Source organism: Phyllobacterium sp. 01N428, from assembly GCF_056399405.1.
The window spans coordinates 311383-325566 of sequence record NZ_JBFTRH010000003.1; the positions used below are offsets into that span (position 1 = coordinate 311383).

Consider the following 14184-nt stretch of genomic DNA (forward strand, 5'->3'; position numbering starts at 1 on the left):
AGCTATCTTCCGGCAATCACCTCAGTCTCATGTGGATAGCTGCCCTTTGTGGCGCGCCAGTGCGCGACCGAAAATCCGAGCAGAACAATTGCAAAGCCTTGATGAAGAAGGCCAAGGCCGATCGGTACCATCATCAACAGCGTCGTGATGCCGATCGCCGCCTGCAGCGCGACAATCAACGCGAGAAGCACGGCGCGGCGTGCATGGGTCGTGCCCGGTGCGCTGCGGCTGACTGAGACAGCCTGCCAGATCGCCACGAGGAAGACGAAATAAGCAAAGCACCGATGGACGAACTGCACGGTCTTCGGATTCTCGAAGAAGTTGTGCCAGATCGGCTGGATCGGGAAAAGATCGCCCGGAACCATTGAGCCATCCATCAGCGGCCAGGTGTTATAGGATAGTCCCGCGTCGAGACCCGCGACGAGCGCGCCAAGGTAGATCTGGATGAATACCAGCACGACAAACCAGCCGGCAAAGCGCTGGATCGCGCGCTCGGCCGGTGCTTCCGAATAAACGGCAAGGCCCCGCGCCACATACATTACGGCCGCAAAGATGATGCAGGCGAGCGTGAGGTGGGTGGCCAAACGATATTGGCTGACGTCGACGCGGTCTACGAGCCCGGACGCTACCATCCACCAGCCAACCGCACCCTGCAGCGCGCCGAGCGCGAGGATGCCGACCATGCGCGGCTTCAGGCGGCGCTCAAGGCGGCCGGTGAGCCAGAAGAAGGCGAGCGGCAAGGCGACGAGAAAGCCGACGCTGCGTGCAAGAAAGCGGTGCGCCCATTCCCACCAGAAGATCTGCTGAAACTCGGCAAGGCTCATGCCCTTGTTCAGTCGTTCGTACTGGGGAATCTGGCGATACTTGTCGAATTCCTCGATCCACTGGTCGTGACCGATGGGCGGAATGATGCCGTGGATCGGCTTCCATTCGGTGATCGAAAGACCGGAGCCGGTCATGCGCGTGGCTCCACCGACGATGACGATCGTGGCAAGGACAATAAGGACCAGATAAAGCCAGATCCGCGCGTACTGGCGGTTGCGAGCTTCGCGATCCTGAATAAGGCTGATCGCGCCGGCGCTGATTGTCTGATCGGTCATCGCATACTCCTGTCAGTCGCGGATAGGTGCCGCATAAAGGTGGCGAAGACAAGCTGGGCTCACGCGACACGCCGTCGCGTTTTTCCAGCATGGCGGGCTTTTTGGCTTTCCGATCCGGTTTTTAGGCGCTACAGGAAGCGCTGAACTTGGAGAATGCGATGCCGGTCCGGCTGAAGAAACTCATTGGTACATTTCTGCTCGTGGCGCTGGTATGTGTCTACGCCATCATCGCGACGGTCTTCGCCGTTGCCCTCCTCGCCAATGCCAGCCCCTGGATCCATCTCCTCTATTTCTTCGGCACAGGGATATTGTGGGTCGTCCCGGCAATGTTCATCATCAGCTGGATGGAAAAGGCGCCGAAGAAGAAGGCCTGAGCCTGGCACGTCCTTAATCGCCCTGCACGACTCTGCGGCCGGCATTGGCAATGGGTGTCGTCACCCCGCTCATCATGGTCTGGGCATAGACGAGTTTCTGGAAGCGACCGTTGATCGATATGCGTGGCAATGCGTGCAGATTGGTTCGGTGTTCGACATGGATCGTGCCATGGCGCGTCGTCACCGCCGAAACGAAGCCCTCATCTTTCGCAATCTCGGCTTCACGTCTGCCTGCCGCCTTGGCGGACCCGTACGGAAATGCAAAGTGGACAGGGCGTTTGCCAAGGTGATCGCCGATCATATCCGCCGATTCGCGCATTTCCTGGGCTACCATGCCGGCGGTCAGACGTTTGAGGTTGTAGTGGTGGACCGTGTGGCCGCCGATCGTACACAAGGGATCGGCCGAAATTTGCTGCAATTCCTTCCAGGTCATGACGTCCTGATCTGCCGCAACGCCGCACAATATACCGGCCTCGGTGCACATTTCGCGCAGGACCGGCAATTGCTCCAGCTCCGTCAATGTATATGAGAAATACCGCATAAGGCCGTGAAAAGCCGCGCGTTTCTGGAGGCCAGTCGAGCAGCGCCACTCCGGCCCGTCCGGCACCTTGATATATGGCGTCTGCGCCACCAGCTTTTCGACGACTTCCCACCAGAGCACCGCTGCGCCTTCGATAAAGCCCGGCGCTACATAGACCGTGAATGGGACTTGATGCTTCTGGAACACGGGATATGCATGGTTGAGATTGTCGTTGTAGCCATCGTCAAGCGTTACCGCGACAAAACGCCGATCGCTGCGAACGCCGTTCTCAACGCGATCGGCCATCTGGTCCATCGACACGAACTCGGTTCCCTCCGCTTTCAGCGAGACAATAATCTCGTCGAGAAATTTCGGGGTGATGGACAGCGACCGCGTTACACCGAGAGGACTTATGCAGTCGGGACGGACGCGGTGCAGCATGATGATCGAACCAAGCCCGCCAAAGCGATTGCGCGCGCCTTGCGCGAAACCACTATGCCAAGCCAGTCGCATCACGGCTTTGCGTAATAAATCAGCCGTGTGGACCATTCTTTCACCAATTTACGCTAATCAAGAATAATCGGAGGGTTGTTTTCAGGAATTCATGCAACCTAAATGTTTAAAAAATACTGATCAATGAGTCCTCTTTAACTTTCTCCCCGACGGAAAACAATATGGCTCCTTCCCGGCTTGTGCCTCGAATCGTTGTCGATGCCAGCGAAGCAACGACTTTATGGAATGCCTTTGCAGGCGAGTTTCTCGCGGGTGCTGCGCAGACTGCACACTGGTTCGCCTGCTGGAAATCATCCGCCAATTCCGATTGTCTCGTTGCGGCACTTTTAATGGACGGCGCCCCTGTCCTCCTCCTGCCGCTGGAGGTCGAGCGAAGAGGAAGCTTGCGCGTTGCGTGCTATGTCGGCGGACCCCATGCCAATTGCAATTTTCCCGCACTTTTGCCGACCCTCGCTATCGCGCAAGACGATCTGAACGCTCTCTTTCAGGCATTGCACAGGGCGAGGCCCGACATCGACATCGTTACGCTGTCACGCCAGCTCCCCGAGCTTGCCGGCGTCACCAATCCACTTATGCAGTTGCAACATCGCACAAACCCCAATGTCACCCTCGCCATCCGGCTTGATGGCAGTTTCGAGACCGTTCTCAACCGCCACAATTCAAAGCGAAAGATGAAGAAGCATCGGCACGTGGTCCGGCGTTATGACGATGCAGGGGGCTTCAAGATCGTCACGGCTGTCAGCGCCGCCGAAAGCAGGAACATGCTCGACGATTATTTTGCCTGGAAGTCTGATCGCCTGGCGCGGGCAGGCATCACGAACACCTATGAGCCGAAGGGCATTAAGGAGTTTTTTCACCGCTTGTTTGCCGACGAAACAAATGCCGCCTCGCCGCGTTTTCAGTTGCGGGCTCTGGAAGTCAAAGGCAAATATCGGGCAGTTCTCGGCAAATCCCACGCCAAGGGAATGACCTTCATCGACTTCGTCGGGATCGCCGACGACGAACTCGTCAGTACGAGCCCGGGTGAATTCCTGTTCTATAAGGATATCGAGGAAAGCTGCGGCTCTGATCTCGCCATCTATAGTTTCGGCATCGGGGACGAGCCGTACAAGCGCAGCTGGAGCGAAATCGAGACGCCAACCTACGACAACGACATCAGCCTGACTGCCAAGGGACGCATGTTCTCGCTCTATCTCGGCGCACGCGGCTCAGTGGTGCGCCGGATTAAGCAGAACGAAAAAGTCTGGGCCATGGTCAAGACGGCCCGCGCGAAGCTCCGCGGTCAATCCTAGAGCGCTAGGCAGAGCGAACAATCCTTCCGCCATCGAGCCGTAACTGTTCCTTGTTGAATGCCGTCAGAAGTTCCGGCTGCAGGAGCTTGGCGTCAAACACCGCCTTGGCTGTCGCCACCACATCGGGATCATCCGGATCGACGACGCCGAGGATAAGCTCGGTGCCGTCGGCGATGATATGTTTCAACTCCTTGACGGTGGCCGCACCACCATCGATCACCACAAGATCATATGCCGATTGCAAGGCATTGAGGATCATGGGCAGACGGCCCACCGATTGCATCGCCTTGGCCGGGTCGTGATTGCCAAGCGGAATGACCTCGGCCTGCGAATAGTGATCGGGGTGGATCACATCGCTGAAATGCTTGTCGGATACGAGCAGATTGGTGATGCCCGGAAGGTTCTTCTCGTCGAACATGGAACGGCCGATCTCGCCGGAACCGGTCATGTCGATGAGGATGACACGCACGCCGCGGTCGGCAAGCTCGCGGACCAGCAATATGGTAAGGGCCGAAGCTTCATCACCCTCCGGGGAAACAACGACCGCTCGCGCCGCCCCGCTCGCCATCAGCCGGTCGGCCACATTGGCAACTCCGGAATGGTCCGGTTGAACCGGAACGGCGAGTGCCTCCTCCGCCGGAGTTTCGATTGCTGGGCGCGGGGTTTCTTCCGGGCCCGAAATCGCGAGCGTCGCCGGACTGAGCGGGAGTGCGGGAGGCACGGGTTCCGCGAGGGACTCCCGCGCGTTGTAAGCCGGGCGCAGGGCCGCTCCGGTAAACAGCGCACGCAGCAGGGTCAAGATGCTCAGCAACAGCAGCGAGGCCACGAATGCCGCAATAGTCATCGGCATGATCTTCGGAAAATAGGGCTCAATTGGCCGGTCGGCCCGCGAAAAAATGCGGGCATCCGCAGGCATCGAGCTGCGGTCGATCCGCGACGAGGCCTCGCGGTAGCGGGTCAGATAGGATTCGAGCAATTGCCGCTGGGCTGTGGCCTCGCGCTCAAGCGCGCGCAACTCCACCTCTTCTTCGCCGGCCCTTGACGATTGCGCCTTCAATTCATCGAGCGAGCGGATCAGCTGGGCCTCGCGCAGGCGCGACGTCTCGGCCTCGCTTTCGAGCGAGCCCTGAACCTTGCGGGCTTCGAGGCGGATCTGCTGATTGAGATCGGCAAGCTGCGAGCGCAAGGCCTTGATGCGCGGATGTCCGCTCAAAAGCGTGGATGACTGGTCGGCAATGTCATTGTTAAGCTGCACCTGCCGCTCGCGCAGCCGCTGGATCAGGGGCGATGCCATCACGTCTGGCAGCGTTTCGACAGCTGCGCCATTGGCAAGCGCCGTACGCACGCTTTCGGCCTTTGCTTCGGTCGCAGCGCGATTGGCACGAACACGCGACAATTCCGAGGAAAGCTCGGATAATTGCTGGGTTGCAAGCACGGCGTTGTTCTGGCCGATAAGGAGATCGGACGAACTGCGGAAAGCTGCGACTTTGGCCTCGGCTTCCTTAACGCGCTTGCTGAGATCGTCGATTTCGGGCTGCAGCCAGCCCGTGGCGTCTTCGTTCGATTGCGACTTCGATGCCTGCTGCGTGGCAATATATTCGTCGGCAATGGCGTTGGCGACCGCGGCAGCGAGCGCCGGGTCCTTTGACGAAAACTGGACGACGATGACGCGTGAGTTCTGTACGGCATAGACGACAAGCCGATCGCGCACCCCTTGGAGAATATAGTCGTCCCGCGTCTCTACGTCCGGGTTCTTGCCAATACCCACCTCGCCGAAGAAGCGTCCGATCGCCGATGGCTCGGCTCCAGCCGAAAGTTCGGGATTCTTGCCGAGGTCGAGCTTGACGATGACGCGCTTCAGGAGATCGGAGGAATTGATCACCTCGACCTGGCTCTTGATGCCCTCCTGATCGATGACCGCGCGATCATCCGCCTGCTGCGTCGTCGGCCGGGTGAATATCGACTCGCGCGTCTCGATGAGTATCCGCGTTTCCGCCCGATATTTTGGCGAAACGGACGACAAGGCAGCAAATGCCAACCCCGTCAGCAGAATTGAGCCGAGCAGGATGCGCCACTTGCTTCGCCAAAGGCTGGCGAACAAGGCACCTATATCAATGTCTACATCGCTACCGACAGTGCTCGCCCCGGCCATTCATGCAACTCCACTTCGATCGGCGACATGGTAAATGCCTATGGTAACCAGCGCGTTAAGAATATCTGCTGCGAATGCATGATCAAATTGAGGCATACCATTCATATGCGCATGAAGCGCCGGCTTTTGCCGATATTTTACCAGCCATTAACCCTAATGAATTGATAATCCCAGCAAGAATCGAGGATTCTCGTTGCAACTGTCGTTAGGGTTCAGGCCGTGTCCAGCAAACAGATCTTAATGGTCGCCATTGGCGTGCTATCGATGACGCTCGGTGGATGTGCCAGCTACCGGCCGGCTCCCCCTGCCTTCAACGCAGCGATCAACAAGCCATACCTCTTGGATGCCGGCGACCGCATACGTCTGACCGTCTTCGATCAGGAGGGTATTACCAATACCTATAGCGTGGACCAGGCCGGCTATATTTCGGTTCCGCTTGTCGGCAGCGTTCCTGCCCGCGGCAAGACAATACAACAGATAGAGGCGGCGGTTGCCGCCAAACTTCGCAAAGGCTTCTTACGCGACCCTGACGTGGCAGTGGAGATCGACCGCTATCGTCCTGTCTTCATCATGGGCGAAGTCGGCGCAGCGGGCCAATATTCCTACGTTCCCGGCATGACCGCGCAGAAGGCGATTGCCGCGGCCGGCGGGTTCACGCCGCGCGCTAACCAAGCGGATGTCGACATTACCCGTCAGATCAATGGCGAGAGCCTGACCGGCCGCGTCATCATTTCCGAACAGGTGCTGCCCGGCGACACGCTCTACGTGCGCGAACGGTTCTTCTGATCCTGTCATGACGAACGAGAAATCGCTGCGGATTGTCCACTGCTTTCGCGCCCCCGTTGGCGGGATATTCCGTCATGTCCGCGATCTCATCGATGCGCAGGTGGCCGCGGGGCACAAGGTTGGCGTCATCTGTGACGCGTCCACTGGCGGCGCCTTCGAGGAAACGCTACTCAACGAGATGCGCGGCAAGCTTGAACTTGGCCTCGAGCGGATCGCCATGCAACGCCAGATCGGTCCCGGCGATGCCATTGCGGCGTCCCGCACCTACAAGATCATCGCCAGGATGGCTCCCGATGTGCTCCATGGCCACGGCGCAAAAGGCGGCACCTATGCGCGCCTTTTCGGATCGATGCTGCGGTTTGCCGGCACGAAGGTCGCGTGCTTCTATTCGCCTCACGGTGGCAGCCTCCACTTCGATCCCGCAAGCATGCAGGGGCGCGTCATTTTTCGCGTTGAGCGGCTGCTGGAACGGATGACCGACCGGATCATATTCGTGTCTGCCTATGAACAAGGCGTCTATTCCAAGAAGATCGGTGTCCCGCGCTGCGGACATGCACTGATCTATAATGGCCTCAGGGACAGCGAGTTCGAACCGGTCCCTTTGGACGGCGATGCGGCGGACTTCCTTTTCATCGGCGAGATCCGAGAACTGAAAGGACCGGATATTTTTGTAAGCGCGCTGGCGCAGGCGAGCGCCGCATCCGGGAACACGTTGAAAGCCGTCATGATCGGGGACGGCAAAGATCGAGCAGCCGTAATCGAGCAGGCGCAAAGGGACGGTTTGGGCCCGCACATTCGCTTTCTGATGCCCATGAAGGCGCGCGAAGCTTTTAGGCTCGCCAAGGTGGTTGTCATTCCCTCGCGTGCCGAGGCCCTGCCCTATATTGTGCTTGAAGCACTTGCCGCCGGACGTCCGGTCATCGCCAGCCGGGTTGGCGGTATTCCAGAAATCCTTGGCGAAACGTCGCTCGCGCTCGTCGAGCCGAACGCCGAGGCGCTGGCGAAAACCATGACGCGCGCCATCAGCGATCTTGCGGCGTTCAAGTCGCTGCTTCCCGATATACACGCCCTTCGCGAGAAGTTCGGCGTAGCAAACATGGCCGCACGCCTGGAGGCCGAGTACTTCTCGGCACTCGCAACACAAGCTTAGTTTCTTTTCTGTATTTCAGGGCGATCCGTGCTAATTAGGGCCGCTACAACTTCAGGGTCAATCATGAAAGACAGAAAAGCCGACCACGGGTTTTCGCGCGATGCTGTGCGCAGCGTTGCTTCGCGGCCCGCCAAGCCGGTCGAGGAGAAGGCTAAACTGAGCCCCATCGCTCACGCCATTGCCTCCCAATATGCGCGCAATACCAATTCTCCCGTCATGATCAGCGGTGTCATGCGCATGATCGAATTCGCAATCATTGCGTTGGTCGGTTTTGCCGTCTTCATCATCTATGTCGGCTCGCCCGCGAATTCTTTGATGCACTACACAGCCGCGATATTCGCAACGGGAACACTAAGCATCCTCTTTCTCGAGTTTGCGGACAGCTACCAGCTTGCGGTCATGCGCGATCCGTTTCATACGATCGGCCGCCTTGTCTTGAGCATTTCCGGTGCTTTTGCCCTGATCTCGCTGGCTGGTTTCTTCCTCAAGGTCTCCGAGGATTTCTCGCGCCTCTGGTTCGGGGCCTGGTACGTGACCGCGCTCGTCGCCTTTGTCGGTTTTCGCCTCGTGATGTCTAGGCTGATCCGCCGCTGGGCCCGCAACGGCAAGATGGAACGCCGCGCGGTGATCGTCGGCGGCGGCAAGCCTGCCGAGGAACTCATCCGGTCGATCGAACAGCAACCATACAACGACATTCGCATCTGCGGGGTCTTCGACGATCGCGACGCCAAGCGCTCGCCTGCCGTCGTCGCCGGCTATCCCAAGCTCGGTAATATTGCCGAACTCATCGAGTTCGCCCGTATCGCCCATATCGACATGCTCATTGTTTCGCTGCCGATCACGGCCGAGGCGCGCGTCCTTTCCCTGTTGAAGCAATTATGGGTGCTCCCGGTCGATATCCGGCTTTCCGCGCACAATAATCACCTGCAGTTCCGGCCCCGCGCCTATTCCTATATCGGCTCGGTCGCGATGATCGATCTCTTCGACAAGCCGATCAATGATTGGGATTCGGTGGCAAAACGGGCTTTCGACATCTTCTTCAGCCTGTTGGGACTTATCATCTTCAGCCCGGTCATCATTGGCACGGCGATCGCCATTAAACTCGAGAGCAAGGGTCCGGTGATTTTCAAGCAGCAACGGCACGGCTTCAACAACGAGTTGATCGAGGTGTGGAAATTCCGTTCGATGTTCACCGACATGTGCGATCCGACCGCCCGCAATGCCGTGGTGAAGGACGATCCGCGCGTGACCCGCGTTGGCCGTTTCATCCGCAAGAGTTCGATCGATGAACTGCCGCAGTTCTTCAACTCGCTGATGGGTACGCTCTCGCTCGTCGGCCCGCGTCCGCATGCCGTCTACGCCCACACCCGCAATCTCCTTTATCATGAAGTCGTCGACGGTTACTTCGCCCGCCACCGGGTGAAGCCCGGCGTCACCGGCTGGGCCCAGATCAATGGCTGGCGCGGCGAGGTCGATTCTGATGAAAAGATCAAGATGCGCACCGAGTTCGACCTCTACTACATCGAAAACTGGTCGCTCTGGTTCGACCTCAAGATCCTGTTCCTGACGCCGATCCGCCTCCTCAACACGGACAACGCCTATTGAGCGCAATCACGACCCCGAGTGAAGCTGACAAGGCGAAACACGCGCTAAAGAACCGCGCCCTGATCGGGCTTATCTCGACGTTTGCTGTGGGGCTTGGGGTGTTTCTGAGCGGCTTCGTCATCGACGAGCCGGCGCCCTATGAACTCTATATGGCCGGGCTTATCGGCATCTGGGCGCTTTTCGGCCTTCGGTTGTCGCGCACCGTTGCCGTGCTGCTGGCGATCCTAGTCGTATTCAATGTCGGCGGCGTGATTTCCATGGGCCAGATGCCCGAGCTGAAGACAGCGCCAATGTATATTGCCGTATCGCTGTTTCTTTGCCTCACCGCCGTTTTCTACGCTGCCATCATCAATGCCAACGAACGAATCTTGTCGGTGATGTTCAAGGCCTACATTCTTTCAGCGGTGTGCACGTCGCTGCTCGGCATTCTCGGCTATTTCGACGCGTTTCCCGGCGCGGATATATTTACCCGCTACGGCCGCGCCATGGGCGCATTCCAGGACCCCAACGTCTTCGGGCCGTTCCTGATGCTGCCGCTTGCCTGGCTGGTTCACGGCGTTCTGGTCGGTGATCTGCGCGCCCTGCCCGTCCGGCTCGTTCCGATCCTGATCATAACGCTCGGTGTATTTCTTTCCTTCTCGCGAGCGGCCTGGGGCATGGCGGTGTTCATGATCGCCGGCGTCGCCTTCGTCCTCTTCATTCGCAACCCCAGCCCGAAATTTCGCCTGCGGATCATCGTGCTTGCCGGCCTTGCGGTCGTGTTCGTTCTGCTTGCCGTCCTCATCGCCCTGCAGATACCAAGCGTCTCCGAGCTCTTCACGGCGCGCGCCCAGCTGGTCCAGGATTATGATGAAGCCCAGTTCGGACGCTTTGCCCGCCATTGGTATGGGCTGTTGATGTCGATCGATCGCCCACTCGGGATCGGTCCACTTGAGTTCGGCCCAATCTTCGGCGAAGACACGCACAATATCTGGCTGAAGGCTTCGCTCGACTATGGCTGGATCGGCTTCATCAGCTATCTGACCCTGACCATGCTGACGCTCGGATTTGGCCTTCGAATTCTCTTTCGCGAGCGGCCATGGCAGCCCTATTTGCTGTGCGCCTACCTCGCCTATGTCGCCCATGTGGCAATCGGCAATATCATCGACACTGACCACTGGCGGCATTTCTGGCTACTGGTGGGCATTATCTGGGGCTGCGTCGCGCTGGAAACGCGCTACCAGAACCGAAGGTCGAGTTTTCCGGCATAAGGCTGTGGCAATTTAAACATTTTGATTTATAAATCTTCTCCAGGCGTTCGGGGGGAAACGAGACGCCAATATCGAGGGTGGACCGCCGTTGACCTTTTTCGACGATGACAATCCTAACTATTCGAAAGTGGACGGCGAACTCATGCAGTTCGCCCTCGACAACGCCGCCAAGAGGCTCGGCCTTTCCGACAAGAATGATCCCGAGCTCAATACGCTCGCACGTTTCGTCCGGGCGGCATTCATCATCGGCAACCGCGATGCAACGGCAATGGCTGAATTTGCGGTCGATGCCGTCATCATGCGGCGCAAGCGTATCGGTGCGGACACTATTGCGCCCTGAACCGAACTGAGCTTCAGCCCTCGCCTTCAGCTGCCTTCGCCGCCTCTGCCGCCTTCTTGCGGTTCAACGTGTCGCGGGCGGCCGCGGCGGAGGTCGCGGAGTGATCCTCGTTTCCGGCGACCTGGACAGTCGGGGAAGCGAAACCAATGCCATTTTCGGCAAAGGCTTCGCGGATCATCGCATAAGCGCGGCGGCGAATGGTGGATTGATGCCCGGGCTTGGTCATCATGGCAAAGCTTAAGTTGATGCCGTAGTCGCCGAAGGCTTCCACGCCCTTCATCTTCACGGTTTCTATGATCTGTGGACCCATTTCCGGATCGTCCAGCAAGGCAGCCCCTACCCCCTTCACCACCTTTTTGACCTTGGCAATGTCGGTGTCGTAGTTGACGGAAATCAGGAACTTGTCGATCACCCAGTCGCGGCTCATGTTCTGCACCGCGCCGAGCGTTCCGAAAGGAACCGTGAAGATTGGACCCCTGTGGTGTCGCAGCTTTACCGAACGAATGCTGAACGACTCGACAGTGCCCTTGTAGCTGCCGCTCTGGATATATTCGCCAACACGAAACGCATCGTCGGTCATATAGAAGACGCCGCTGATGACATCCTTCACCAGCGATTGCGAGCCAAAGCCGATGGCAACGCCAAAGATGCCGGCACCGGCGATCAACGGCCCGATTTCGACGCCGAGGCCGGAAAGCACCATCATGACCGCGATAGTCACGATCAGCACGGCGAGGAAATTGCGCAGGATCGGCAGGAGTGTCAGCAGACGTCCGCTGCGGGCAAGCTCGGCCTCGTCGCCCCCTTCAATGCGTGCACGTTCGATACGCCGATTGATCAGGCCCTTCGCCAATTGCCAGAGAAGATCGGCCGCAAGCAGAATGACCACGCCGCTCAAAACCCCACGAATGAGGCGCGTAGCGCTTTCGTCGCCCATAAGGCCGCTAGCGCGGAACCTTGCAACCGATGCGAGCCAGGCGACCGCGATAATGATGACGATGGCGCGCGCCCCGCGCTCCATGAGCACTTCGAAAATCGCACTGCGCGACTTGGCCGCCTCTTCATCGCTCCCGAAGAAGGAGCGAACGATCGCGCTCGTCGCGCGCAAGATCGGGGGAAGCACAAGCGCGTAGATACCGACCCAGAGCAAGATGCCGAGGCCCGCGATCCAAAGCAGCCAAAGGACGCACAAGTAGAAGGTGAGCAACCATTCCTTCAAACGATAGACCTTTGATTCCGTTGGCGCTTCCGGGCGGCGCCATACTGCTTCGATCGCAATTGCGAGCAGACCAAGGCCGAGAATGTAGACCAGAAGACTTCGAACGTTCGGCGTGAAATTCAGAACGTCCATCAGGCCGGCCAAAGCCCAACCGGCGAAGAAAATGAAGGCAAATGCACCGACGCGCGGATACCAGAATTTCGCCTTGACGTCGTCCATGGGGATCAAGCGCAGTTGCGGGTGCACGCCGTCGCTCGCATAGGCGCGGTGCGTGCCGAGAAGGACCGCCGTTATCTGCATGATGGCGCGCCAGGCAATGAGCGCAATCAGCAATGGCAGCACCAATTGGGAAAGCAGCGGCGGCCAGGTGAAGGCAAGAAATGCGCCGACGCTGGCGATTGCAAAGACAACGAGCGGCGCAATGGCGATGAATATCGCCTTGCCGATCACGTGATGGCGCGCTGTCGTACGGGCCTCGGTGACGTTGGCAAGGCTACGTTCATGGGCGCGGCCCACCAGGCGTCGGAAAATAAACTCGGCGCCGAATCCAAGCGCGGCAAAGCCCGCGAACAGAACGAGGATGGCCCCCGGTCCGCGACCATGCACTTCGGTCATGATCGTGTCGCTAGCTTCCTCGAACTCGCCCGGCACTTCCGGAATAGCCTCGCCGATCCCGCGTAAATGCGCGCGGATCGCGTTGGACCACTTCATGAAATCATTCGCCGAGGCGCCCATCGACTCTTCCGTTGCCGGCGCGGCATTCTTTTTCTCGAGCCACGCCTTGACCTCGGGATCGTCCAGGAGCTTCAAAATCTGTTCGACTTTCGCGGGAGGCGGCGTAGGCGCCGTCTGCGCGCGGGCAGTTGCGGCACAGCCTATGAAGGCGATCAGGCCCAGTGCAAAGAGCGCGGCCGCTCTCGCCGCCCATACCCGAAACACAACACTACCCATCAACCCGCCCCCAACAAATTTCTTTCACTATGCCCCACAATATGCCGAACTGCGTTACGAATAAATTGCTGTATCAATGCACCCGAGCGAACCCGGAATCGCCCGCCGAAGCGGTCATGCTGGCAAGGGAGATCAGCCATCAATTGCCGGGCCCGCTCGGGTGGGGCAATCGGAGGGAGGCACCCTGGTTGCCCGTCCGATGTTCGGTCAAATAAAGTGCCGCGTCAAAGTTGTTACAGTAACATCGTTGCAATTCGGCATAGTGCCGAGCATCTTCTTGGCGACGGCAATAGCCTGTTCGGTCGGATCTCCACCTGAATAGATCCACTTTTGCTTGGGGTTAGAGCATGAAATTCATCCTTGCGGCTCTCGTTGCTTTCTTGTGCATCGCAAACCTGGCTGAGGCGCAAACGATGGAAAAGAACATGCTGGAGCGCCGGACCGCCCGCGCGATCCGCAACGCGGGATTCTGGTGCGATCAGGTATCGAACGCCTATGTCGACAAGGTATTGTCTTCGACGGGCCCGACGGTCGTGCGCGTCACCTGCGACGACAAGACCCGGTTCGAGCAATATAAGTTGACGATGACCAAGGACAACAAGATCGCGAAGATCGAAGTCTGGAAGTAACGCTACGACGAAGCGGCTGCCGACGCCCATGCAGGCGGATCAAGCCTCCGACGTGCCCGCAGAGGCTACATTCCCGCGGTGCGCAGCAGCATCAGGATCGATACCCATAGGACCAGCATGCTGGTGAGACCGATGACGTAGTAGTTTGGTGAGTGTTCCATAGAAGCGCTTGTACAATGCCGAGGTTTTTAAATTGCTAAATCGCACCACTACAATTTGAACCACTCATAATATTTTTGCCGACTTGCCAAAACGCGTCGCCCGCCCCTTTAACCCATTTGGGGGGAGAGTGTTCGTCCATCG

At 58.5% G+C, this 14184-nt stretch carries 12 protein-coding genes; 8 read left to right on the plus strand and 4 right to left on the minus strand.

Translation table 11 applies throughout. The annotated features are described in order from the left end of the window. Positions 1-2: 2 nt before the first annotated feature. Positions 3-1100 carry a COX15/CtaA family protein gene (locus AC1DNI_RS11565; RefSeq protein WP_477691941.1) on the minus strand — a complete coding sequence of 366 codons (1098 nt, stop codon included), beginning with the start codon at positions 1098-1100 and terminating at the stop codon, positions 3-5. 158 nt (positions 1101-1258) lie between these two features. On the opposite strand from AC1DNI_RS11565, the gene AC1DNI_RS11570 reads away from it, so the two are divergent. Further along, positions 1259-1474: a DUF2842 domain-containing protein gene (locus AC1DNI_RS11570; protein ID WP_027232416.1), complete on the plus strand. Its 216-nt coding sequence runs from the start codon at positions 1259-1261 to the stop codon at positions 1472-1474. A gap of 13 nt (positions 1475-1487) precedes the next feature. Here the strand turns inward: AC1DNI_RS11570 and AC1DNI_RS11575 are convergent, their stop codons facing one another. Next, positions 1488-2507 (minus strand): polysaccharide deacetylase family protein, encoded by a 1020-nt coding sequence (locus AC1DNI_RS11575; RefSeq protein WP_477691942.1) that lies wholly within the window; start codon positions 2505-2507, stop codon positions 1488-1490. A gap of 161 nt (positions 2508-2668) precedes the next feature. On the opposite strand from AC1DNI_RS11575, the gene AC1DNI_RS11580 reads away from it, so the two are divergent. Beyond that, positions 2669-3799 carry a GNAT family N-acetyltransferase gene (locus AC1DNI_RS11580; RefSeq protein WP_477691943.1) on the plus strand — a complete coding sequence of 377 codons (1131 nt, stop codon included), beginning with the start codon at positions 2669-2671 and terminating at the stop codon, positions 3797-3799. Between the two features lie 4 nt (positions 3800-3803). On the opposite strand, the gene AC1DNI_RS11585 is transcribed toward AC1DNI_RS11580, so the two are convergent. Then, on the minus strand, positions 3804-5951 hold the full coding sequence (locus tag AC1DNI_RS11585) for a GumC family protein (RefSeq protein WP_477691944.1): 2148 nt from the start codon (positions 5949-5951) through the stop codon (positions 3804-3806). A gap of 240 nt (positions 5952-6191) precedes the next feature. Between AC1DNI_RS11585 and AC1DNI_RS11590 the strand changes: the two genes are divergently transcribed. The 5 genes from AC1DNI_RS11590 (at position 6192) to AC1DNI_RS11610 (ending at position 11082) form a co-directional block, all read left to right on the plus strand. After that, positions 6192-6737, plus strand: a complete 546-nt coding sequence (locus AC1DNI_RS11590) for a polysaccharide biosynthesis/export family protein (RefSeq protein WP_051615126.1) — start codon at positions 6192-6194, stop codon at positions 6735-6737. A gap of 7 nt (positions 6738-6744) precedes the next feature. Continuing rightward, positions 6745-7887 carry a glycosyltransferase family 4 protein gene (locus AC1DNI_RS11595; protein ID WP_477691945.1) on the plus strand — a complete coding sequence of 381 codons (1143 nt, stop codon included), beginning with the start codon at positions 6745-6747 and terminating at the stop codon, positions 7885-7887. Positions 7888-7950: 63 nt separating this feature from the next. Beyond that, complete coding sequence (locus AC1DNI_RS11600; RefSeq protein WP_477691946.1) at positions 7951-9492, plus strand: undecaprenyl-phosphate glucose phosphotransferase; 1542 nt, start codon at positions 7951-7953, stop codon at positions 9490-9492. Continuing rightward, positions 9489-10742, plus strand: a complete 1254-nt coding sequence (locus AC1DNI_RS11605) for an O-antigen ligase family protein (protein WP_244532847.1) — start codon at positions 9489-9491, stop codon at positions 10740-10742. Before AC1DNI_RS11600 ends, AC1DNI_RS11605 begins: the two co-directional genes overlap by 4 nt. An 88-nt stretch (positions 10743-10830) precedes the next feature. Further along, positions 10831-11082: a hypothetical protein gene (locus AC1DNI_RS11610; protein ID WP_091922464.1), complete on the plus strand. Its 252-nt coding sequence runs from the start codon at positions 10831-10833 to the stop codon at positions 11080-11082. Between the two features lie 13 nt (positions 11083-11095). On the opposite strand, the gene AC1DNI_RS11615 is transcribed toward AC1DNI_RS11610, so the two are convergent. Next, entirely contained in the window at positions 11096-13252 is a 2157-nt protein-coding gene (locus tag AC1DNI_RS11615) for a mechanosensitive ion channel family protein (protein WP_477691947.1), read from the minus strand. A 347-nt stretch (positions 13253-13599) separates the two neighbouring features. On the opposite strand from AC1DNI_RS11615, the gene AC1DNI_RS11620 reads away from it, so the two are divergent. Continuing rightward, complete coding sequence (locus AC1DNI_RS11620) at positions 13600-13881, plus strand: hypothetical protein (protein ID WP_477691948.1); 282 nt, start codon at positions 13600-13602, stop codon at positions 13879-13881. The last annotated feature ends 303 nt before the right edge of the window (positions 13882-14184 follow it).